Genomic DNA, 23,757 nt, shown 5'->3' with positions numbered 1-23,757 from the left:
TCAGTACAAGTTAAACTAAAACTCCAGACAACAATGCACCCGTCGGGGTGCACTGTCTTTGTATATTTTACTTCGCCTGGCGCTTTTGATACTCGCTGGCGGCTTTCACAAAGCCGGCAAACAGCGGATGTCCGTCACGCGGCGTAGAAGTAAACTCCGGGTGGAACTGGCAAGCAACAAACCACGGGTGGTTCGGCACTTCGATGATCTCGACCAACTGATCATCCCCGGAACGGCCCGCAACGCGCAGGCCCGCAGCTTCAATCTGTTTCAACAGCATATTGTTGACTTCGTAGCGATGGCGATGGCGCTCAACAATCGTTTCTGAGCCATACAGCTGGCGAACCAGGCTCTCATCGCTAAGCTGGCACTGCTGCGCGCCAAGGCGCATGGTGCCGCCGAGATCGCTCTTCTCAGAACGCTGCTCAACGTTGCCCTCTTCGTCACGCCACTCGGTGATCAGCGCCACAACCGGGTACTTACAGTCTGGCACAAATTCCGTAGAGTTGGCGTTCTCCATCCCGACAACGTGGCGCGCATACTCAATCAACGCAACCTGCATACCCAGGCAGATGCCGAGGTAAGGAATATTGTTTTCACGCGCAAAACGCGCGGTGGCGATCTTGCCTTCTACGCCGCGGTAGCCGAAGCCGCCCGGGATCAGAATGGCATCGAGGCCTTTGAGGATCTCAACGCCGCGCGTCTCAACATCCTGCGAATCAATCAGCTTGATGTTGACGGTTACGCGGTTTTTAAGACCACCATGTTTCAGCGCTTCAATCACCGATTTATAGGCATCCGGCAGCTCGATATACTTGCCGACCATACCAATCGTGACTTCACCTGACGGATTCGCTTCCTGGTAGATTACCTGCTCCCATTCGGCGAGATTCGCTTCCGGGCAGTCTAAGCTGAATCGTTTACAAATATAATCGTCCAGCCCCTGAGATTTCAACAGGCCCGGGATTTTATAAATGGAATCGACATCTTTCAGAGAAATCACTGCTTTTTCTGGAACGTTACAGAACAAAGCAATTTTGGCTCTTTCGTTGGCCGGAACGGCGCGATCGGAGCGGCAAATCAGGATATCTGGCTGAATACCGATGGAGAGCAGCTCTTTCACAGAGTGCTGAGTCGGCTTGGTTTTCACTTCACCGGAAGCGGCCATGTATGGCACCAGCGTCAGATGCATGTAGAGGGTGCGCTCGCGGCCCACTTCTACCGCCATCTGGCGGATCGCTTCGAGGAATGGCAGGGATTCGATATCACCCACGGTACCGCCGATCTCAACCAGCGCAACGTCGTGGCCTTCGCCGCCGGCAATAATGCGCTCTTTGATGGCGTTGGTGATATGGGGGATAACCTGCACGGTCGCACCGAGATAGTCGCCGCGGCGCTCTTTACGCAGCACCTCGGAGTAGATACGGCCGGTGGTGAAGTTGTTGCGACGGGTCATCTTGGTGCGGATGAAACGCTCGTAGTGACCCAAATCAAGATCGGTTTCTGCGCCATCTTCGGTAACGAACACTTCACCATGCTGGATAGGGCTCATTGTGCCCGGATCGACGTTGATGTACGGATCCAGTTTCATCATGGTGACCTTGAGGCCACGGGCTTCAAGAATAGCTGCCAGGGAGGCTGCGGCAATGCCTTTACCCAGAGAGGATACGACCCCGCCGGTCACAAAAATATAGTTCGTTGTCATGCTGAACCTGAGAAGTTAGGTTTAAAAGACGGTGGAATAACCAGGACGGGAAAGCAGTATACCGGATGATGAGTTGCGCCACAAACTTTCATTCCCCCTCCCCTTCTCTCTTCAGGCCGCATTAGCGTTAGCTCTCTTGGCTGACGCCGCTTGTACAACAATTCTGAACGTTTACTGATTCGTGCTGTTGCCGCCCGGAAGCCCTAAGGATAAGCCGAAGCGGCGTTAGCGGAAACGTTTCAACAAACGTAATGAGTGTGAAAATAGCCCCTTTCCAGCAAATGTTTTTGACGCAAATCAAGCGCTTGCTATTTAAAAAATCACACAAATCAGGCTTGTTACCACAAATGCCTTAAAGATCATGTTCCTGGCGCTTTACCTGCTGCCAGATAGTTTCCATTGTTTCCAGATCTACGCCGGTCATTTCCAGGCCGCGTTCCTGAACCAGCCGTTCGACTTCGCGAAAGCGGCGCTCAAATTTGAGGTTCGCTTTTTGCAGCGCCACTTCCGCTTTAACGCCCAGATGACGAGAGAGATTAACAGTGGCAAAGAGCAGATCGCCCATCTCCTCTTCCACGCGCGCCTGGTCGACAACCGCCTGTTTGGCTTCGTCCATCACTTCGTCGATCTCTTCATACACTTTGTCGAGCACCGGGCCGATAGTGGTCCAGTCAAAGCCCACGGTTGAGCAGCGCTTCTGGATTTTGTGGGCGCGCATCAGCGCCGGCAGGCTGTGGGGAATATCATCCAGCGCCGAGTGCTGCGCTTTCTCCGCCCGCTCGGCGGTTTTGATCTGCTCCCAGCGCTCAAGCACTTCCGCGCTGTTACCCGCCTGCGCGTCGCCAAAGATATGCGGATGGCGGCGCTCCAGCTTGTCGCTGATGGCAGCACAAATATCGTTGAAATCAAAACGCCCCTCTTCCTGCGCCATCTGCGCGTAGAAGACCACCTGGAAGAGCAGATCGCCCAGCTCGCCGCGCAGATCGTCGAAGTCTTCGCGCGAAATGGCGTCCAGCACTTCGTAAGTCTCTTCCAGTGTGTAGGGCGCGATGGTGGCGTAAGTCTGCTCTTTGTCCCACGGGCAGCCGGTTTGCGGGTCGCGCAGCCGTTGCATGATCCCGAGCAGACGTTCGATTTGAGTCATGAAAAATCCTTGCTAAAAAGCGATCCTCCCAGCAGATGGGAGGATCGGGTGAAGAGACGATCAGCCGCCGTGCAGGCGGCGGGCGTCGATAACGTCAGGCACCTGATTCAGTTTGCTAAGCACGCGGCCCAGCACCTGCAGGTTGTAGATTTCGATATTCATATCGATAGTCGCCAGCTGCTCGCGGGTGTCGCTGCGGCTGGCAACGCCGAGCACGTTGACCTTTTCGTTGGCGAGAATAGTGGTGATATCACGCAGCAGCCCGCTGCGATCGTTCGCCGTGACGCGCACCACCAGCGAGTAGCCCGCCGAGTAGCTTTCGCCCCAGACGGCATCCACGATGCGCTCCGGCGCGACATTGCGCAGCTCTTCCAGTTGATCGCAGTCGGCGCGGTGAATCGAGATGCCGCGCCCCTGGGTGATAAAGCCGACGATTTCGTCGCCAGGGATCGGCTGGCAGCAGCGCGCGATGTGGTGCATTAGGTTGCCGACCCCTTCCACTACCACGCGCCCGTTGTCTTTGCTGCGGTTCTGCGGTGCGTAGGTCTTCTGCTGCAACTGCTTGAGCGCAGCGGCATCCTGCTCCTCGGCGCTCGGCTTGTTGAACTGCGCCTGCAGGAAGTTGACCATCTGGTTGAGACGAATGTCGCCGCCGCCAATCGCCGCCAGCAGCTCGTCCAGCTCGTTGAAGTTGTAGCGCGGCAGCAGGTGCTTCTCCGCCTCTTTCAGGCTGATGCCGAGGTGCGCCAGCTCATCGTCGAGGATCTGGCGACCGGCAAGAATGTTCTTGTCGCGATCCTGCTTGCGGAACCAGGCGTGGATCTTCGAGCGCCCGCGGCTGGTGGTGACATAGCCGAGGTTCGGGTTGAGCCAGTCGCGGCTCGGGTTCGGCTGTTTCTGGGTGATGATCTCAATCTGATCGCCCATCTGCAGCTGATAGGTAAAGGGCACGATGCGGCCGCTGATTTTCGCGCCGATGCAGCGGTGACCCACATCGCTGTGAATATGGTAAGCGAAGTCCAGCGGCGTGGAGCCGGCGGGCAGATCCACCACATCCCCTTTTGGCGTAAAGACGTAGACCCGGTCGTCGAAGACCTGGCTGCGCACTTCGTCGAGCATTTCGCCGGAGTCCGCCATCTCTTCCTGCCAGGCAATCAGCTTACGCAGCCAGGCAATGCGATCTTCATGGGCGGAACGCGCGCCGGTCGCCGTCGCCGTGCCCTCTTTGTACTTCCAGTGCGCGGCAACGCCCAGCTCGGCATCTTCGTGCATCTGGCGGGTACGGATCTGGATCTCAACGGTTTTACCGCCCGGCCCGAGCACCACCGTATGGATGGACTGGTAACCGTTCGGTTTCGGGTTGGCGACATAGTCGTCAAACTCATCCGGCAGGTGGCGGTAGTGGGTATGCACAATCCCCAGCGCGGCGTAGCAATCCTGCAACCGTTCAGCGACGATGCGCACGGCGCGGACATCAAACAGTTCGTCGAACGCGAGATGCTTTTTCTGCATCTTGCGCCAGATGCTGTAGATATGTTTCGGGCGGCCATAGACTTCGGCTTTGACGCCTTCGGTCTTCATCTCGGCGCGCAGGTGGCCAACAAACTCATCAATGTAGTGTTCGCGATCGATACGGCGCTCGTGCAGCAGCTTAGCGATGCGTTTGTACTCTTCCGGGTGCAGGTAGCGGAAGCAGTAATCCTCCAGCTCCCACTTCAGCTGGCCGATGCCTAAGCGGTTCGCCAGTGGCGCATAGATGTTGGTACACTCTTTCGCCGCCAGCACGCGCTCATCTTCCGGCGCATCTTTCACTTCGCGCAGATGGGCGATACGTTCAGCAAGCTTGATGACTACGCAGCGGAAATCATCCACCATCGCCAGCAGCATGCGGCGGACGTTATCCACCTGTTCGGAGGAGACGGAATCGGTATGGGTCGCTTTTAACTGGCGGATGGCGGCCATGTCGCGCACGCCGTGGATCAGCTCAACCACCGCCGCGCCGACGTTTTCGCGCAGCACCTCTTCGCTGACCACTTCCGCATCGGCGAGCGGGAAGAGCAGCGCGGCGCGCAGCGTGTCGGTGTCCATACTCAGCATCGAGAGGATCTCCACCATCTCGATACCGCGTGAAAGCAGGATCTCCGCCTGCGGATGCCCTTGAGTTTGACGCAGACAATAAGCCCAGGTTTCGGTTAAGCGTTCACACGACGGCTGACTGGTAATGCCCAGACTGGCGATCCATTTGGCCGGATCGAATTCACCCGCTTTGTTCAAATGCGCACTGCGTACCGCAACCATTGTCCTCTCCTTTCAGGGACCGGGCCTGCCGAATTCGGCAAGCCGAAATTAATCATTTGTGTTTCACAAACAACACCATCGATTCCAGGTGACCAGTGTGCGGGAACATGTCCAGCATCGCCAGCCGCTCAATCTGGTATCCCGCACTCAGCAGCGCTTCACTGTCGCGTGCAAGCGTGGCGGGATTACAGGAGACGTAGACCACCCGGCCCGGCGACAATTTTATAATATGCTGCATCACACCTGCCGCCCCCGCGCGCGCAGGGTCGAGTAAAACTTTGTCAAACCCACGGCTCGCCCACGGCTGTTTTGTAACATCTTCCTCCAGATTTTCGTGAAAGAATGTCACATTGTGCAAACCATTCTGTTGCGCGTTCTCCTGCCCTTTCGCCACCAGCTCGGCAACGCCCTCCACGCCAACCACTTCCGCCGCGCGTTTCGCCAGCGGCAGCGTGAAATTTCCCATCCCACAAAAGAGATCGAGAATGCGGTCCTGCGGCTGCACAGCGAGCCACTCCAGCGCACGGGCGACCATCTGCTGATTTACGCCATCATTGACCTGGATAAAATCCCGCGGGCTGAAGTGTAAGGGTAGCCCGTCAGAAGCGTAGCAGGGAGTCTGACCAGTGATCTGCTCAACAATATCGCTTTGCGGCGCGAGATAAAGCGCCAGATGATGGGAATGCGAAAAGCGTTCCAGTTTTGCTCTGTCGGCGGCGTTTAACGGTGCGGTGTGACGCAGCACCATCAGCGGGCCATTATCCGCCTCAACCAGTTCGACATGCCCCAACTGGCGAGCACCGCTTAATTCCGCCAGGCAGTCGCGCAGCGGCGTAAGCAGTGCTTCAAGACGGGGCACCAGCACCGGGCATTGTGTGACATTGACGATATCGCTGTCGCCCGCTTTGCGAAAACCCATCTCCAGACGCTGCGCTTTCGGCTGCCAGCTCAGGCTTAAGCGCGCGCGGCGGCGATATCCCCACGGCTTACCGGCGATCACATCGTCGACCTCCTGCTTCATCAGGCGTGCCAGCGCGGCGCGTTTGCTGCGCTGTTGCAGCTCAATGCTCGCATGCTGCTGCTGACAGCCGCCGCAGACGCCAAAGTGCGGGCAGCGCGGCGCTACGCGCTCCGGGCTGTCGCTCAGGCGGCGGCTCACTTCGCCGCGGGCAAACTGGCGTTTATCCTCTTTAAGGATAATTTCCGCCGTCTCTGCGGGTAACAAACCGGGAATAAACAGCGCTTTACCATTATGACGCGCCACCCCCTGCCCAAACGGGTCAAGGTCGTTTACTGTTACGGTTATTTTTTGACGAGTCGTCACTCGTCGTTTTGCAGAGTAGAATTGCGCCATTGCGGTGAAAAATCTCAATTACTGATCAATGGCCCCATTCTCCCATAACGGAATTCCATGACCAACTACAGCTTGCGCGCACGCATGATGATTCTGATTCTGGCGCCCACCGTACTTATCGGTGTGCTGCTCAGCGTCTTTTTTGTCGTCCATCGCTATAACGATTTGCAGCGTCAACTGGAAGACGCCGGTGCCAGCATTATTGAGCCGCTGGCGGTCTCCAGCGAATACAGCATGACGTTGCAGGATAAAGACGCCATCGGCCAGCTGATTAGCGTCCTGCACCGTCGCCACTCCGATATCGTGCGGGCCATCTCGATCTACGACAATAAGAACGCGCTCTTCGTCTCGTCGAACCTGCAACTGGAGGGCGACTCCCTCAAGCTGCCCGCCCATCAGCCCTTCCCGCGCAAGCTGAGCGTCACCCGGCGCGGCGATGTGATGATCCTGCGCACGCCGATCCTTACCGAAGGGTTTGCGCCCGCCAACTCCTCGCTGCCGGCAGATAAGATCACCGGCAATCTGCTCGGCTATGTGGCGCTGGAGCTGGATCTCAAATCGGTGCGTTTGCAGCAGTACAAAGAGATCTTTATCTCCAGCCTGATGATCCTCTTCTGTATCGGCATCGCGCTCATTTTTGGCTGGCGGCTAATGCGCGATGTCACCAGCCCAATACGTAATATGGTCAACACCGTCGATCGCATCCGTCGCGGCCAGCTCGATAGCCGCGTCGAAGGCTTTATGCTCGGCGAGCTGGATATGTTGAAAAACGGCATTAACTCGATGGCGATGTCGCTGGCGGCCTATCACGAAGAGATGCAGCACAATATCGACCAGTCCACCTCCGACCTGCGCGAAACGCTGGAGCAGATGGAGATCCAGAACGTTGAACTGGATCTGGCGAAAAAGCGCGCCCAGGAAGCGGCGCGTATCAAATCCGAGTTTCTTGCCAATATGTCCCACGAGCTGCGGACGCCGCTTAATGGCGTGATTGGTTTTACCCGCCTGACGCTGAAATCGGAACTGAATCCTACCCAGCGTGACCATCTGCTGACCATTGAGCGCTCAGCCAATAACCTGCTGGCGATCATCAATGACGTGCTCGACTTCTCCAAACTGGAAGCGGGCAAGCTGATTCTGGAAAGCATCCCCTTCCCGCTGCGCAGCACGCTGGATGAGGTGGTAACGCTGCTGGCGCACTCGGCCCACGATAAGGGGCTGGAGCTGACGCTGAGTATCAAAAACGATGTGCCGGATAACGTGATTGGCGATCCGCTGCGCCTGCAGCAGGTGATCACCAATCTGGTCGGCAATGCGATCAAGTTTACGGAAAACGGCAATATCGACGTGGTGGTGGAGAAGCGCGCCATCAGCAATAACAAAGTGCAGGTGGAAATGCAGATCCGCGATACCGGCATCGGCATTCCCGAACGCGATCAGTCGCGGCTCTTCCAGGCGTTTCGTCAGGCGGACGCCAGCATTTCGCGTCGCCACGGCGGCACCGGGCTGGGGCTGGTGATCACCCAGCGGCTGGTCAATGAGATGGGCGGCGATATCTCTTTCCACAGCCAGCCCAATCGCGGCTCAACCTTCTGGTTCCATATCAATCTCGATCTTAACCCGAATGCTATCAGCGAAATGCAGCCGACCCGCTGTCTGGTCGGCAAGCGTCTGGCCTACGTGGAGCCAAATGCGACGGCGGCGCAGTGTACGCTCGATGTGCTGAGCGAAACGCCGCTGGAGGTGATCTATAGCCCGTCGTTTTCCGCGCTGCCGCAGGCACACTACGACATGCTGTTGATGGCGATCCCGGTAACCGTGCGCGAGCCGCTGAGTATGCAGCATGACCGCCTGGCGCGTGCCGCGGCGATGACCGACTACCTGTTGCTGGCGCTGCCATGCCACGCGCAGGTTGACGCCGAATCGCTTAAACAGGATGGCGCGGCGGCCTGTCTGCTTAAACCGCTCACCTCGACGCGCCTGCTGCCTGCGTTAACGGAATATTGCCGCATCACGCGGCTGGCGGAGCTGCCCGCGCCCGACGAGACCAAACTGCCGATGTCAGTGATGGCGGTGGATGATAACCCCGCCAACCTGAAGCTGATTGGCGCGCTGCTTGAGGATCAGGTTCAGCAGGTGGAGCTGTGCGAGAGCGGCCAGCAAGCCCTTGAGCGGGCGAAGCAGATGCAGTTCGATCTGGTGCTGATGGATATTCAGATGCCGGAGATGGACGGGATTCGCGCCTGCGAATTGATCCGTCAGCTGCCGCACCAGCAGCAGACGCCGGTGGTCGCCGTTACCGCCCATGCAATGGCCGGGCAGAAAGAGAAGCTGCTCAGCGCCGGGATGAATGACTACCTGGCGAAGCCGATTGAGGAGGAGAAGTTGCGGAACCTGCTGCTGCGCTATAAGCCCGGCCACAGCGTCGGCCCATGGTTGACGCCGCTGGAGCCGGAAACGGAGCAGACGCCGCCGGTTATTACCGTGGATGATGAAACGACGCTCGACTGGCAGTTAGCGCTGCGTCAGGCGGCGGGGAAATCGGATTTGGCGCGCGATATGCTGCATATGCTGGTCGAGTTCCTGCCGGAGATCCGCAATATGGTTGAAGAGCAGCTGGTCGGCGAAGCGCCCAGCGGGCTGGCGGAAGGGATCCATAAATTGCACGGCAGCTGCGGCTATAGCGGCGTACCGCGCCTGAAAAAGCTCTGCCATTTGCTTGAGCACCAGTTGCGCAGCGGCGTGGCCGCCGAAGATCTGGAGCCGGAGCTTCTCGAATTGCTCGACGAGATGGATAACGTAGCGCGCGAAGCGCACCGGTTGATTGGTTAAGCAGCGTTCATTGCCGGATGGCGCGTAAACGCTTATCCGGCCTACACGGTTTCAGCGGCTTCGTGAACGTAGGCCGGATAAGGCGCAGCCGCCATCCGGCAAAACCATCCCACAGGCATATCGCACCCGTGGGCCGGATAAGGCGCAGCCGCCATCCGGCAAAACCACCCCACAGGCATATCGCACCCGTGGGCCGGATAAGGCGCAGCCGTCATCCGGCACAACCACCCCACAGGCATATCGCACCCGTAGGCCGGATAAGGCGCAGCCGCCATCCGGCACAACCACCCCACAGGCATATCGCACCCGTAGGCCGGATAAGGCGCAGCCGCCATCCGGCACAACCACCCCACAGGCATATCGCACCCGTAGGTCGGATAAGGCGCAGCCGGCATCCGGCACAACCAACCATCAGGCATCCGGCACGCCTTACTGCAACCCCTGCCCCGCTTTTAATACCGCCGCCACGTTGCGGGCGGTGAGGCGCACATTCTCCCCGGCGTTGGCTAATGCCTCGTCGAGGGAACAGATGCTGTAAATCACGCTGAACACCGCGTCGATGCCGTGCTCGTGCACCACGCCGACATCGGCGGTCAAACTGCCGGCAATGCCGATCACCGGAATATCATACCGTTTGGCGACCTTCGCCACGCCGACCGGCACTTTACCATGCACGGTCTGGCTGTCGATTCGCCCTTCGCCGGTGATCACCAGATCCGCATCGGCCACGTGCTTATCCAGCGCCAGCGCATCGGTCACAATCTCAATCCCCTGGCGCAGCTCGGCTCCGCAAAAAGCGTACAACGCCGCGCCCATGCCACCCGCCGCGCCGCCGCCGGAGAGTGTTAACACATCGCAATCGAGATCGCGGGCAATAATCTGCGCGTAGTGCGCCAGCGCCTTATCCAGCCGCGCGATCATCTCCGGCGTTGCTCCTTTTTGCGGGCCAAACACCGCTGAAGCCCCCTCTTTACCGGTGAGCGGATTGGTAACATCGCAGGCGACATCAATCCGGCACTGCGCCAGGCGACAATCCAGCTCGCCAATATCGATGCGCGCCAGGCGCTCCAGCGCTGCGCCGCCTGCGGCGATCTGCTCCCCCTGCTCATCAAGAAGCTTTGCGCCCAGCGCCTGCACCATGCCTGCGCCGCCATCGTTGGTCGCGCTGCCGCCGATGCCGATAATGATCTGTTTCACGCCCGCATCCAGCGCATGGCGGATCAGCTCCCCGGTCCCCCATGAGGTGGTGATTAACGGATCGCGCTTCGCCGTGGGCACGCGCTCCAGCCCGCTTGCCGCCGCCATTTCGATAAACGCCGATTGCTCATCGCCGGAGAGACCATAAAAGGCGTCGGCCTCCTCGCCGAGCGGCCCTTTAACCGTCACCTTCACCACCCGCCCCTGGGTGGCGGCGACCATCGCTTCTACCGTCCCTTCCCCGCCGTCCGCCACCGGGATTTTCACGTACTCAGCGTTGGGGTACACCTCGCTAAACCCCGCTTCAATGGCGGTCGCCACCTCCAGGGCCGTTAAACTCTCTTTGTAGGAGTCCGGTGCGATGACAATTTTCATAAGCCGTCCTTACGCATATTCACCACGGTAAGCATACACCTTGCGGGCAGCGGGAAATGCCAGCCCCCGCAAGGAGTGGCAATTTCATTAACGCACCATGCAGGGACGCTTGTTATCAAATTTCCAGTCGGGGATCAGGTACTGCATGCCCATCGCATCGTCGCGCGCGCCGAGCCCATGCTTTTGGTACAACTCGTTAGCCTTCATCACCTGATCCATATCCAGCTCAACGCCAAGACCCGGTGTGGTTGGTACCTGCACCATCCCGCCTTTGATTTCAAACGGCGTTTTAGTCAGGCGCTGGTTGCCCTCCTGCCAGATCCAGTGGGTGTCGATGGCGGTGATCTTGCCCGGCGCAGCGGCGGCGACATGGGTGAACATCGCCAGTGAAATATCGAAGTGGTTATTGGAGTGCGAACCCCAGGTGAGGCCAAACTCATGGCACATCTGCGCCACGCGCACCGAGCCCTGCATGGTCCAGAAGTGCGGGTCGGCCAGCGGAATATCGACCGATTGCAGCGACAGGGTGTGGCCCATCTGCCGCCAGTCGGTGGCGATCATATTGGTGGCGGTCGGCAGACCGGTGGCGCGGCGGAACTCCGCCATCACTTCACGCCCGGAGAAGCCCTGCTCCGCCCCGCACGGATCTTCAGCGTAGGCGAGCACGCCTTTCAGCTGCTTGCCGATGGCGATCGCCTCATCGAGCGACCACGCGCCGTTCGGATCGAGGGTCACGCGCGCCTGCGGGAAACGTTTTGCCAGCGCGGAAATCGCTTCTGCCTCTTCCATCCCGGCCAGCACGCCGCCTTTCAGTTTGAAGTCGTTAAAGCCATATTTCTCATAAGCCGCTTCCGCCAGGCGCACCACGCGATCCGGCGTCATCGCCTCTTCATGGCGGATGCGATACCAGTCGCACGCATCGTCGGGCTGGCTCTGGTAAGGCAGGGGCGTCTTTTTGGCATCGCCGACAAAGAAGAGGTAACCGAGCATCTCCACTTCGCTGCGCTGCTGGCCTTCGCCGAGCAGGGAGGCGACGTTCACGCCAAGGTGTTGACCGAGCAGATCGAGCATCGCCGCTTCGATACCGGTGACCACATGAATGGTGGTGCGCAGATCGAAGGTTTGCAGCCCGCGCCCGCTAGCATCGCGGTCGGCAAAGGTGTTGCGCACGCTGTTGAGCACATTTTTGTACTCGCCAAGCGTCTTACCGACCACCAGCGCAGCGGCCTCCTCCAGCGTCTGGCGGATCTTCTCCCCGCCGGGGATTTCGCCGACCCCGGTATGACCGGCGTTATCTTTAATGATCACGATATTGCGGGTGAAGAAAGGCGCGTGCGCCCCGCTCAGGTTCATCAACATGCTGTCGTGACCGGCAACGGGAATAACCTGCATCGATGCCACAACGGGCGTGGAACTGTAAGTACTCATAATGGTGTCCTTTTGCTCTTTTAATGCCGTCCAAAAACGGGGCGTTTTTTATCAAACGTCCAGCCAGGAATGAGGTACTGCATCGGGCCTGCATCATTGCGCGCGCCGCCAGGCAAGGTTTTATAGATCGCGTGCGCTTTCTCAATTTGCGCCCAGTCCAGCTCAACGCCAAGACCCGGCGCGTCCGGTACGGTGATTTTCCCCTCGCGGATCTGCAAAGGTTCTTTCGTCAGGCGCGCGTCGCCCTCCTGCCAGATCCAGTGGGTATCAATCGCCGTTGGCGTGCCTGGCGCAGCGGCGGCGACATGGGTAAACATCGCCAGAGAAATATCGAAATGGTTGTTGGAGTGGCAGCCCCATGTTAAGCCCCAGTCGTCGCACAACTGCGCGACGCGCACCGCGCCGGAGAGGGTCCAGAAGTGCGGATCGGCGAGCGGAATATCGACCGCGTTGAGCATTACCGCGTGGCCCATCTCCCGCCAGTTAGTGGCGATCATATTGGTGGCGACCGGCAGACCGGTGGCGCGGCGAAACTCCGCCATCACTTCACGCCCGGAGAAGCCCTGCTCCGCGCCGCAGGGATCTTCCGCGTAGGTCAGCACATCGTTCAGCCCTTTACAGAGGCGAATAGCTTCGTCGAGCAGCCACGCGCCGTTAGGATCGACGGTGATGCGCGCATCGGGGAAGCGTTTTTTCAGCGCGCGCACGGTATCGATCTCCCGCTCACCCGGCAGCACGCCGCCCTTCAGTTTGAAATCTTTAAAACCGTAACGATCCTGCGACGCTTCGGCAAGGCGCACCACCGCTTCGCTACTCATCGCCTCCTGATGGCGCAGCCGGTACCACTCGTGGCTGCCCGGCGTCGCATCCAGATAGGGCAAATCGGTTTTCGTGCGATCGCCGACATAGAAGAGGTAGCCGAGCACGGTAACGGCATCGCGCTGTTTGCCCGGCCCCAGCAGTTCGCACACCGGGACATTCAGGGTTTTGCCGAGCAGATCGAGCAGCGCCGCCTCCAGCGCCGCGACGGCATTAACGCGCAGTTCAAAGGTCCACGCGCCGTTACCGAAGGTGTCGAAATCCGCCGCCTGGTTGCCTTTGTGCACCCGCTGCACCACTTTGTTCAGCCGGGCGATCTCTTGTCCCACCACCATTGGCGTGGCATCGACCAGTGTTTGATAGATCACCTCTCCACCCGGCGCTTCACCTACGCCGGTCTGCCCGGCGCTGTCCGTCAGCACCACGATATTGCGGGTGAAGTAAGCGTTATGCGCGCCGCCGATATTCATCAACATGCTGTCGTGCCCGGCAACCGGGATCACCTTCATGTCGGTGATGACGGGCGTGGCTTGTGTATTCATCATTCGCGTCCTGTTACGGGTTTAAGTTCGATGCGTTTGATATTGCCCACCAGCACCAGGTAACTGAGCACCGCCACCAGCGCATGAACGCCAACGTAGATCAGCGCGCCGTTAAACGAGCCGGTGGTGCCGACGATGTAGCCAATCGCAATCGGCGTGACGATGCCGGAGATATTGCCGAACATATTAAACAGGCCGCCGCTCAGGCCACTGATCTCTTTCGGCGCAGTATCCGCCATCACCGCCCAGCCGAGCGCACCGATCCCTTTGCCGAAGAAGGCCAGCGCCATAAAGGCGATAATCAGGGTTTCCGAATCGGTGTAGTTACAGAACACCATACTCATGGAGAGCAGCATGCCCAGCACGATCGGCGTTTTACGCGCCACGTTCAGCGATCCGTAGCGGCGCATTAACCAGTCGGAGATCACCCCACCAAGCACGCCGCCGACAAAGCCGCAGATCGCCGGGATCGAGGCGACAAAGCCCGCTTTCAGGATCGACATGCCGCGCGCCTGCACCAGATAGACCGGGAACCAGGTGATAAAGAAGTAGGTTAAGGCGTTAATGCAGTACTGCCCGAGATAAACGCCGATCATCATGCGCGAGGCGAGCAGCTGTTTGACCTGGCCCCACTTCTGCGCAAAGGGCACTTTCTGCTGGTGGTTCTTCTGATCCATGTTGATCAGCGCCCCGCCCTCGGCGATGTACTCCAGCTCCTTTTTGTTGACGCCCGGATGCTGGTTCGGCTCGTGGATCATTTTCAGCCACAGGAAGCTGATGAAGATCCCAAGCCCGCCCATAAAGAAGAAGACGTGCGACCAGCCCACTTCATGGGTCAGCCAGCCCATGATTGGCGCGAAGATCACCGTGGCGAAGTACTGCGCCGAGTTGAAGATGGCGACGGCCGTGCCGCGCTCCTGCGCCGGGAACCAGGCGGCAACGATGCGGCTGTTGCCCGGAAACGAGGGGGCTTCTGCCAGGCCGACCATAAAGCGCAGCGTAAAGAGCGCGATGATGATGCCAAAGCCGCTGAAGAGATCGACGAACCCTTGCAGCAGGGTAAAGAGCGACCAGGTGAAGATGGACCAGAAGTAGACGCGTTTCGAGCCGAAGCGGTCAAGCAGCCAGCCGCCCGGGATCTGGCCAATGACATAGGCCCAGGAGAAGGCGGAGAAGACATAGCCCATACCGACAGGATCAAGGCCGATAGCCTTAGACATTTCCGAGCCAGCAATCGATAGCGTAGCGCGATCGCCGTAGTTGAAGGATGTGACGATAAATAGCATCACCACGATCCAGTAGCGGGCGTTGGTGCGCTTTTCAGCGCCGCTCGCCGCCTGGCTTAATGCACTCATGGTTGTACTCCCGAAGCATAGATGTTCTTTTCAACATGCATCCTGTACGGCGCAACCTGTAGGGGAAGACAGAACGCTGTCGCTCTTTTTATGCCGCGGCCCGACGCGTTTTCACTCCACGACGGGCGGCTTTATTAACTGGCTCAAGGAGTATAAAAAGCGGCCTGGTAACTCTCACCGTGCATCAACACAACATTCGGCGACAGCTCAGCGCGGGTTTGGGGCATTAGCCCAGGGCGATGGGGGGTATTTCACGAAAATTGAAACAGACGATAAACGGCGGGGTAAAAGCGCGGGTCAGGTGCTAAGAGTGTGAATGGCGTCGCTTGACGGTTAATAAAAAGAGGCTAACCCTCCCGGCAGGCGGGAGGGAGGGAAAAGGACTTATTTCAGCAGGCTTGCCCACTGCTCAACCCACGGGTTGGAGACGCTTTCTGGCTCCGGATCTTCGCTGGCATCAATCAGCAGCACCTCGCCGATGCGCTGCGCGCCCTGCTCCTGCAACAGCGCATCAAATTTTTTCCCGCCGCCGCAGAAGTGGCTGTAGGTGCTGTCGCCCAGTGCAATCACGCCGTAGCGCAGCTCGGGCTGGTAGCCGACGGTGTCGCGCAGGTAGTGAAACAGCGGCGCGATGCTGTCCGGCAGATCGCCCTGGCCAGTAGTGGAGGTGACGACCAGCGCGTAGTTGCCTTTGTTGCTCTCCCACTGCGCCGCTTCGGGATCTTCATACACCTTTGCCGTGTGGCCCTGGGCTTCTAAAATCGCCTGCGCTTCTTCCGCTACCAGCAGCGAATTGCCGTACATCGTGCCGACAAAAATGCCTATATTCGCCATGCTTATCACTCCTTGCGTGATTCCAGATTGCCCTCATCCTGACCGCTGAGGCCGCTAAACTCAACCCTTTCATTCTCAGGGAGAAGGCCGCGCCAGCCGAACTGATCCAGCGCCTGCATCCATACCGCATCGAAGCCGGCGCGCAGGGTTAGCGCCTCGCCGGTAAACGGGTGCGTAAGGCTTAACTGGCTGGCGTGCAGCATCAGGCGGTTGAGGCCGAAATGCGCCGCCGCGCTGCGGTTTTGCCGCAGATCGCCATGCTTGCTGTCACCAATAATCGGGTGGCGCAGATGGGAGAGATGGCGGCGAAGCTGGTGTTTGCGTCCGGTTTTCGGCTCCAGCTCAACCAGCCCATAGCGCGTAGAGGGAAACTTACTAATCGCTACCGGTAATTCGGTCGTCGCAAGGCCGCGATAGTGGGTTACGGCAGGCTGCGGATCTTTGTCGGTGCGGGCGAATTTATCCGCCACTTTGTCCAGCTCCTCGACCAATGGATAGTCGAGCAATGCCTCCTCCATCAGCCAGCCGCGCACAATCGCGTGGTAGCGCTTCTGCATCTGGTGCTGTTCAAACTGCTGGGATAAACGCCGCCCCGCTTCGCTGGAGAGCCCCATCAGCAGGACGCCGGAAGTCGGCCTGTCGAGACGATGGGCGGTAAAGACATGCTGACCAATCTGGTCGCGCACGGTCTGCATCACCACCACTTTTTCGTCGCGGTCGAGCCAGCTGCGGTGCACCAGCCAACCGGAGGGTTTGTTGACGGCGACCAGCCACTCATCCTGGTAGATTATCTCCAGCATCAGTGATTTTCGTCGCTAAACAGCGCGTCAAGCTGCTGGAGATGAACCAGCATCGCATCGCGGGAGGGGTGTGTCGCCTCAAGGGCCATTTCATAATAGGGCGCGATAGCAAACGCCTGCGGCAGCGCCTGCTTGCTGTCGAGCAGCGCATGCATACGTGGGATCAGCACCCACTGCAGCCACTCAAAGGGTGCGAGGGTGTCCATGCAGAAGGGTTGCGTGCTCTCAAAGGCGCTCAGCGCCGGGGCAGTGGTTTGCCAGAGATCGTGCTCGCGCAGCTGCGCTTCAATCAGCTGAAGCTGCTGGCGCACGCGTTGATGTTGAGTCATAAAAGCCCCCGTTTAATCAGACTGGCGCGCAGCATAGCAAAGAGCGGGAGAAATAAAAAAAGGGAGCACTGTAAAAACAGTGCTCCCGGTTCGTTTCGCAGCTATCCGGCTACCCGTGTGCTCCCTGCTCATCCATGAAAACTTTTCCTGCGGTCTCCTGACCCGTTCATCCTTAAACAACGCATCATGCTCACACCACCCCGATGTGACCTGGCCTTATCCTTAAAGCGTGTCCTGGATCCTCCTGATCTACCGTCCATCCTGACCGGCTCTCATTCTCCGTCCTGGAGGTGTCCTTTAACGCACTCCGGCGATATCCTCTCACTTCGTCCTGAAGTCTGTCCGTGAAGCACCTTCCCGGTGTGTCCAGAAACAACATCATCCTGATGTACGTCTCTTAGTCAGACTCCGTGTCGACAGGAGATAGAATTACGTATTCCGGCCGGTCTTACAAGGAGACTTAACGACAAAGCTATGCCGTAATCGGGCATTAACTCCAGGGAGTGGAGTATTAACATTATGATTTATAATTGTTTAAATAAAGATAACTCACGTGAGTTATAGAATACGAACAGCCGATCTCCTACAGGCTTTGTAAGAGATCTCTCACACGGGATGTAGGCTAAGGGCTTACACGACGGGTTGTAGCTGAGTGAGGAAATCGGGCAGATCGCTGGCCAGACGCGTGCGTTTGCGCGTACCGAGCGTCTCCTGCATCACCTCACCGCTCAGGTTACACACCGAGATGACGTCCAGCTCGCTCTCAAGCGTGGCAATAAAAAGTGTAGGCGATAATTTGAGCCTTTTCTGCGTCACCAGGTGCCCAATCAGATTTTCCTGTACCCGGACAAAATCCGCTTCGCTCCAGGTTTGCAGCAGCGTCAGGCTGATATCCCCCAGCCGCGCGCCCATATCACCGGCAAACTGCGTGGTATAGAACGCATGGATCGGCGGTTGTACCACAATCTCCATCGCCTGTTCAACGGGGTGGACGTTCTGCTGCGCCGTAAAGGGCTGCGGCTGCCAGAAAACGGCATCGTCGGTAGAAGAGATAATGCAGGGCGAAGGGACACCATACAGATCTTCACTCTGCGGCCAACTGCCGTGCGCCGCATGCCACGCATCGCAATAACGTTCCGTAAAGGCTTTCAGCGCCTGAGCCGTCTCTTTTTCCACCGATTTCTCTCTTTACTTAAGCCAGGATAAACTTGCACCATAGTTTACCTGCAAAATGGCGATGAAACATGTCTTCTTATGATAACCACCAGGCGCTTTCGGGCCTGACGCTGGGCAAAACCACCGACTACCGCGACACCTATGACGCCAGCCTGCTGCAAGGCGTGCCGCGCTCCCTCAACCGCGATCCCCTTGGGCTGAAGGCTGATAACCTCCCCTTTCACGGCGCGGATATCTGGACGCTGTATGAGCTCTCCTGGCTCAATGCCAACGGGCTGCCGCAGGTCGCGGTCGGCCAGGTGGAACTGGATTACGCCAGCCTCAATCTGGTGGAGTCTAAAAGTTTTAAACTCTATCTCAACAGCTTTAACCAGACCCGTTTCGCCAGTTGGGATGAAGTACGCAGCACCTTGCAACGCGATCTCAGCGCCTGCGCGCAGGGTGCGGTAAGCGTCACGCTCTACCGCGTCGATGAGCTGGAAGGCCAGCCGGTTGCCTACTTTGCTGGCCTCTGCATCGACGATCAGGATATCGCTATTGATAACTATGAGTTTGATGCTGCGCTGTTGACCGACGCCGCGCATGGCGAAGTGGTGGAAGAGACACTGGTTAGCCATCTGCTGAAATCCAACTGTCTGATTACCCACCAGCCGGATTGGGGCTCGGTGCAGATCCAGTATCGCGGGGCGCAAATCGACCGGGAAAAACTGCTGCGCTATCTGGTGTCGTTCCGCCATCATAATGAGTTTCACGAGCAGTGCGTTGAGCGCATCTTTACGGATATTCAGCGCTTCTGCCAGCCGGAATCCCTCAGCGTATACGCGCGCTACACCCGACGCGGCGGCCTCGATATCAACCCGTGGCGCAGCAATACAGACTTCGTTCCGGCAACCGGGCGGCTGGCGCGCCAGTAAAACATGCGTTGACAGGTTGTTAAACGTCATAAGCCAGGGCTATTGTAATCAGCAGGGAAGATAAAATTTTCGTCCCGTAAGGAGTTCACTTGATTACACATATTAGCCCGCTTGGCTCGATGGATATGTTGTCGCAGCTGGAAGTCGATATGCTTAAACGCACGGCCAGCAGCGACCTGTATCAACTGTTTCGCAACTGTTCGCTCGCTGTACTGAACTCAGGGAGCCAGACCGACAGCAGCAAAGAGCTGCTCTCCCGTAACGAAAGTTTTGATATCAACGTTTTGCGCCGTGAACGCGGCGTCAAGCTGGAGTTGATTAACCCACCGGAAGAGGCGTTTGTCGACGGGCGTCTGATCCGCGCGCTACAGGCCAACCTGTTTGCCGTGCTGCGCGATATCCTGTTTGTGAACGGCCAGATCCATAACGCCGGGCGCTTTCAGCATCTTGATATGGAGAGTTCGACCCATATCACCAACCTGGTCTTCTCAATTCTGCGTAACGCCCGTGCCCTGCACGTCGGCGAAGCGCCGAGCATGGTGGTCTGCTGGGGCGGCCACTCGATCAACGAAACCGAGTACCTCTACGCACGCCGCGTCGGCACCCAGCTTGGCCTGCGCGAGCTGAATATCTGTACCGGCTGCGGGCCGGGAGCAATGGAAGCGCCGATGAAGGGCGCAGCGGTCGGCCACGCGCAGCAGCGTTATAAAGAGGGGCGTTTTATCGGCATGACCGAACCATCGATCATCGCCGCAGAGCCGCCAAACCCGCTGGTTAACGAGCTGATTATCATGCCGGACATTGAAAAGCGTCTGGAAGCGTTTGTGCGTATCGCCCACGGCATCATTATCTTCCCGGGCGGCGTCGGCACGGCGGAAGAGTTGCTCTACCTGCTGGGTATTCTGATGAACCCGGCGAACAAAAATCAGGTGCTGCCGCTGATCCTCACCGGGCCGAAAGAGAGCGCCGACTACTTCCGCGTGCTGGATGAATTTATCGTCAACACGCTGGGCGAAGCCGCGCGCCGTCACTACACCATCATCATCAACGATGCGGCCGAAGTGGCGCGCCAGATGAAAAAGGCGATGCCGCAGGTGAAAGAGAATCGTCGCGAAACCGGCGATGCCTACAGCTTCAACTGGTCAATTCGCATTGCGCCGGATCTGCAGGTGCCGTTCGAGCCGACCCATGAAAATATGGCCAACCTGAAGCTCTACCCGGATCAACCCGTCGAAGTGCTGGCGGCGGATCTGCGTCGCGCCTTCTCCGGCATTGTGGCGGGTAACGTTAAAGAGCACGGCATTCGTGCGATTGAGACGTTTGGCCCTTACAAAATTCATGGCGACAGCGACATGATGCGCCGGATGGATGATCTGCTGCAGGGCTTTGTCGCCCAGCACCGTATGAAACTCCCCGGATCGGCCTATATCCCCTGCTACGAAATCTGCGCCTGATAACCCCTTTTTACCGGGCGGCCATAAGCCGCCCTTATACCTTCCCGCCTTTCGCGCGGCAATTCCCCTACCCTGCACAAGGTAATGATCCACTCCAGTTGGCTTAAAAGTCGATAAATCACTGCTAATGGGATGATCTACAGCGCTTTTATCGTCTTTCACCGCTGTGAGTTTGATCGCATATCTGGCGGGTGATAGCCTTCGCGCCCATAAATCTCAGATGATTTTAGATAAGCAGACAGATGGTCTAAATATGCCCACTTAAGAAGTGGATTATTGCAATTGCGATCCTGATCACTGATAGAGTCATAACATACATGTATCTTTCCGCCGCAAATAATTGCGGTAAGAAATTATAAAAATAGCCGCAATCAACCGGATAAAATATTACCGCTGACGTGGATGGCAAACGATTTGTCTAAATGGCAGCTTTTTGATTTTCCCAGGAGATTTACCAATGGAAACGACTCAAACCAGTAATCTGGCTTCAACCGGAACGCGGAGCGCATGGCGTAAGACCGACACCATGTGGATGCTAGGCCTCTACGGTACCGCGATTGGCGCTGGCGTACTGTTCCTGCCCATCAACGCTGGCGTAGGCGGACTGATTCCGCTGATCATCATGGCGATCCTCGCCTTCCCAATGACCTACTTCGCACACCGCGGCCTGACCCGCTTTGTGCTTTCCGGTAAAAATCCCGGCGAAGATATCACCGAAGTGGTGGAAGAACATTTTGGTATCGGCGCGGGTAAACTGATTACCCTGCTCTACTTCTTTGCCATCTACCCGATTCTGCTGGTCTATAGCGTGGCGATCACCAATACCGTCGACAGCTTTATGACCCACCAGCTGGGCATGACGCCGCCGCCGCGCGCCATTCTCTCCCTGATTCTGATCGTCGGTATGATGACCATCGTGCGCTTCGGCGAGCAGATGATCGTTAAAGCGATGAGCATCCTGGTCTTCCCGTTTGTTATCGCCCTGATGCTGCTCGCGGTCTACCTGATCCCGCAGTGGAACGGCGCGGTGCTGGAAACCCTCTCCTTCAACAGCGCGTCTGCGACCGGCAATGGCCTGTGGATGACCCTGTGGCTGGCGATCCCGGTGATGGTCTTCTCCTTTAACCACTCACCGATCATCTCCTCCTTCGCCGTGGCGAAACGTGAAGAGTACGGCGCAGAAGCAGAACGTAAATGCTCACGCATTCTGGCATTCGCCCACATCATGATGGTGCTGACGGTAATGTTCTTCGTCTTCAGCTGCGTGCTGAGCCTGGCACCGGCCGATCTGGCTTCGGCGAAAGAGCAGAACATCTCGATTCTCTCCTACCTGGCTAACCACTTTAATGCGCCAGTCATCGCCTGGATGGCGCCGATCATCGCGATGATCGCCATCACCAAATCCTTCCTCGGCCACTACCTCGGCGCGCGTGAAGGTTTCAACGGTATGGTGATTAAATCTCTGCGCGGCAAAGGCAAAACCATCGAAATCAACAAGCTGAACCGCATTACCGCGCTGTTTATGCTGCTGACCACCTGGGCTGTTGCGACCTGGAACCCGAGCATCCTCGGCATGATTGAAACGCTGGGCGGCCCGATTATCGCCATGATCCTCTTCCTGATGCCGATGTATGCGATTGCCCGTGTTCCGGCGATGCGTAAATACAGCGGTCACATCAGCAACGTCTTCATTGTGATTATGGGTCTTATCGCTATCTCCGCGATTTTCTACTCCCTGTTCAGCTAATCTCTGCGCGCCGTCCAGCCGGGCGGCGCGATCCCTCTTTGTCATGGATAACGCGTTATGATCAGCGTATTCGATATTTTTAAGATCGGTATCGGTCCCTCCAGCTCGCACACCGTCGGCCCAATGAAAGCCGGCAAACAGTTCACCGATGATTTGATTGCCCGCGGCCTGCTGCGCGACGTTACCCGCGTGGTGGTCGACGTTTACGGCTCGCTCTCCCTGACCGGCAAAGGCCACCATACGGATATCGCCATTATTATGGGGCTGGCCGGCAACCTGCCAGATAGCGTTGATATTGATGCGATCCCAGGCTTTATTCAGGATGTGAATACGCACGGCCGCCTGCTGCTGGCGAACGGCGAGCACGAAGTGGAGTTCCCGGTCGATCGCTGCATGAATTTCCATGCCGATAATCTCTCGCTGCATGAGAATGGCATGCGCATCACCGCGCTGGCGGGCGAAACGGTGCTCTACAGCCAGACCTATTATTCGATTGGCGGCGGCTTTATTGTCGACGAAGCACACTTCGGCCAGACCACCAGCGCGCCGGTTGAGGTGCCTTACCCCTATAAAAACGCTGCCGATTTACAACGTCACTGCCAGGAGAGCGGGCTTTCCCTCTCCGGCCTGATGATGAAAAACGAGCTGGCGCTGCACAGCAAAGAGGAGCTGGAGCAGCACCTGACGCGTGTCTGGGAGGTGATGCACGGCGGCATTGAGCGTGGCATCAACACCGAAGGCGTGTTGCCGGGACGGCTGCGCGTGCCGCGTCGTGCCGCCGCGCTGCGCCGCATGCTGGTCAGCAGTGATAAAACCACCACCGATCCGATGGCGGTTGTCGACTGGATCAATATGTTCGCGCTAGCGGTCAATGAAGAGAACGCTGCCGGTGGCCGCGTGGTGACCGCACCGACCAACGGTGCCTGCGGCATTGTCCCGGCGGTGCTGGCCTATTACGACAAGTTTATCCGTGAAGTGAACGCTAACTCGCTGGCACGCTATCTGCTGGTCGCCAGCGCCATCGGCTCACTCTATAAGATGAACGCCTCCATCTCCGGCGCGGAAGTGGGCTGCCAGGGCGAAGTGGGTGTCGCCTGCTCGATGGCAGCTGCCGGTCTGGCTGAACTGCTCGGTGCCAGCCCGGCGCAGGTGTGCATTGCGGCGGAAATCGGTATGGAGCACAACCTCGGTCTGACCTGCGATCCCGTCGCCGGCCAGGTGCAGGTGCCCTGTATTGAGCGTAACGCCATTGCCTCGGTTAAGGCTGTTAATGCCGCGCGTATGGCGCTGCGCCGCACCAGCGAGCCGCGCGTCTGCCTCGACAAGGTGATCGAGACGATGTACGAAACCGGCAAAGATATGAACGCCAAGTACCGCGAAACCTCCCGCGGCGGGCTGGCGATGAAGGTCGTTACCTGCGATTAACCTGCCTGACAGATGCCTCGTTTTGCGAG

General features: G+C 58.0%; 17 protein-coding genes. 5 read left to right on the top strand and 12 right to left on the bottom strand.

The window, feature by feature from the left end; genetic code table 11:
• Positions 1-67: 67 nt before the first annotated feature.
• The 4 genes from pyrG to rlmD form a co-directional block, all read right to left on the bottom strand.
• Entirely contained in the window at positions 68-1,705 is a 1,638-nt protein-coding gene (gene pyrG / locus SOM48_RS15025) for a glutamine hydrolyzing CTP synthase (RefSeq protein WP_023479487.1), read from the bottom strand.
• Between the two features lie 352 nt (positions 1,706-2,057).
• Complete coding sequence (mazG, locus tag SOM48_RS15020) at positions 2,058-2,849, bottom strand: nucleoside triphosphate pyrophosphohydrolase (RefSeq protein ID WP_054804281.1); 792 nt, start codon at positions 2,847-2,849, stop codon at positions 2,058-2,060.
• Positions 2,850-2,909: 60 nt separating this feature from the next.
• Complete coding sequence (relA, locus tag SOM48_RS15015; RefSeq protein ID WP_054804280.1) at positions 2,910-5,147, bottom strand: GTP diphosphokinase; 2,238 nt, start codon at positions 5,145-5,147, stop codon at positions 2,910-2,912.
• 52 nt (positions 5,148-5,199) lie between these two features.
• Positions 5,200-6,501 carry a 23S rRNA (uracil(1939)-C(5))-methyltransferase RlmD gene (rlmD, locus tag SOM48_RS15010; protein ID WP_320512243.1) on the bottom strand — a complete coding sequence of 434 codons (1,302 nt, stop codon included), beginning with the start codon at positions 6,499-6,501 and terminating at the stop codon, positions 5,200-5,202.
• Between the two features lie 57 nt (positions 6,502-6,558).
• Between rlmD and barA the strand changes: the two genes are divergently transcribed.
• Complete coding sequence (barA, locus tag SOM48_RS15005) at positions 6,559-9,333, top strand: two-component sensor histidine kinase BarA (protein WP_320512242.1); 2,775 nt, start codon at positions 6,559-6,561, stop codon at positions 9,331-9,333.
• A 429-nt stretch (positions 9,334-9,762) separates the two neighbouring features.
• Here barA and SOM48_RS15000 read toward each other — a convergent pair whose 3' ends face one another.
• The 8 genes from SOM48_RS15000 to syd form a co-directional block, all read right to left on the bottom strand.
• Positions 9,763-10,905, bottom strand: coding sequence for a glycerate kinase (locus SOM48_RS15000; protein WP_320512241.1), 1,143 nt, complete (start codon positions 10,903-10,905; stop codon positions 9,763-9,765).
• 87 nt (positions 10,906-10,992) lie between these two features.
• Positions 10,993-12,333 carry a glucarate dehydratase gene (gene gudD, locus SOM48_RS14995; protein ID WP_320512240.1) on the bottom strand — a complete coding sequence of 447 codons (1,341 nt, stop codon included), beginning with the start codon at positions 12,331-12,333 and terminating at the stop codon, positions 10,993-10,995.
• A gap of 20 nt (positions 12,334-12,353) precedes the next feature.
• Positions 12,354-13,694: an enolase C-terminal domain-like protein gene (locus SOM48_RS14990; RefSeq protein ID WP_320512328.1), complete on the bottom strand. Its 1,341-nt coding sequence runs from the start codon at positions 13,692-13,694 to the stop codon at positions 12,354-12,356.
• On the bottom strand, positions 13,694-15,049 hold the full coding sequence (locus SOM48_RS14985) for an MFS transporter (protein WP_200581103.1): 1,356 nt from the start codon (positions 15,047-15,049) through the stop codon (positions 13,694-13,696). The genes SOM48_RS14990 and SOM48_RS14985 overlap by 1 nt, the downstream gene beginning before the upstream one ends.
• A gap of 384 nt (positions 15,050-15,433) precedes the next feature.
• Entirely contained in the window at positions 15,434-15,883 is a 450-nt protein-coding gene (locus SOM48_RS14980; RefSeq protein WP_023479490.1) for a flavodoxin, read from the bottom strand.
• A 5-nt stretch (positions 15,884-15,888) separates the two neighbouring features.
• The gene (gene truC / locus SOM48_RS14975; RefSeq protein WP_054804276.1) at positions 15,889-16,683 is read right to left on the bottom strand and encodes a tRNA pseudouridine(65) synthase TruC; all 795 of its coding nucleotides are present in this window, start codon (positions 16,681-16,683) and stop codon (positions 15,889-15,891) included.
• On the bottom strand, positions 16,683-17,012 hold the full coding sequence (locus SOM48_RS14970; RefSeq protein ID WP_054804275.1) for a YqcC family protein: 330 nt from the start codon (positions 17,010-17,012) through the stop codon (positions 16,683-16,685). Before SOM48_RS14970 ends, truC begins: the two co-directional genes overlap by 1 nt.
• 630 nt (positions 17,013-17,642) lie before the next feature.
• Positions 17,643-18,188 (bottom strand): SecY-interacting protein, encoded by a 546-nt coding sequence (syd, locus tag SOM48_RS14965; protein WP_054804274.1) that lies wholly within the window; start codon positions 18,186-18,188, stop codon positions 17,643-17,645.
• 68 nt (positions 18,189-18,256) lie between these two features.
• Here syd and queF point away from each other — a divergent pair, with 68 nt between their 5' ends.
• The 4 genes from queF (at position 18,257) to SOM48_RS14945 (ending at position 23,728) form a co-directional block, all read left to right on the top strand.
• Positions 18,257-19,102, top strand: coding sequence for an NADPH-dependent 7-cyano-7-deazaguanine reductase QueF (queF, locus tag SOM48_RS14960; protein ID WP_312481343.1), 846 nt, complete (start codon positions 18,257-18,259; stop codon positions 19,100-19,102).
• An 89-nt stretch (positions 19,103-19,191) separates the two neighbouring features.
• Positions 19,192-20,556 carry a nucleotide 5'-monophosphate nucleosidase PpnN gene (ppnN, locus tag SOM48_RS14955; protein WP_076769421.1) on the top strand — a complete coding sequence of 455 codons (1,365 nt, stop codon included), beginning with the start codon at positions 19,192-19,194 and terminating at the stop codon, positions 20,554-20,556.
• Positions 20,557-21,013: 457 nt separating this feature from the next.
• Positions 21,014-22,303: an HAAAP family serine/threonine permease gene (locus tag SOM48_RS14950; RefSeq protein ID WP_023479482.1), complete on the top strand. Its 1,290-nt coding sequence runs from the start codon at positions 21,014-21,016 to the stop codon at positions 22,301-22,303.
• Positions 22,304-22,360: 57 nt separating this feature from the next.
• The gene (locus SOM48_RS14945) at positions 22,361-23,728 is read left to right on the top strand and encodes an L-serine ammonia-lyase (RefSeq protein ID WP_054804272.1); all 1,368 of its coding nucleotides are present in this window, start codon (positions 22,361-22,363) and stop codon (positions 23,726-23,728) included.
• Positions 23,729-23,757: the final 29 nt, after the last annotated feature.

Source organism: Kosakonia sp. CFBP8986, from assembly GCF_034044935.1.
Lineage (GTDB): Bacteria > Pseudomonadota > Gammaproteobacteria > Enterobacterales > Enterobacteriaceae > Kosakonia > Kosakonia cowanii.
The sequence above is the reverse complement of the archived record's forward strand: the minus strand, read 5'-3'. Positions and strand labels throughout refer to the sequence as shown.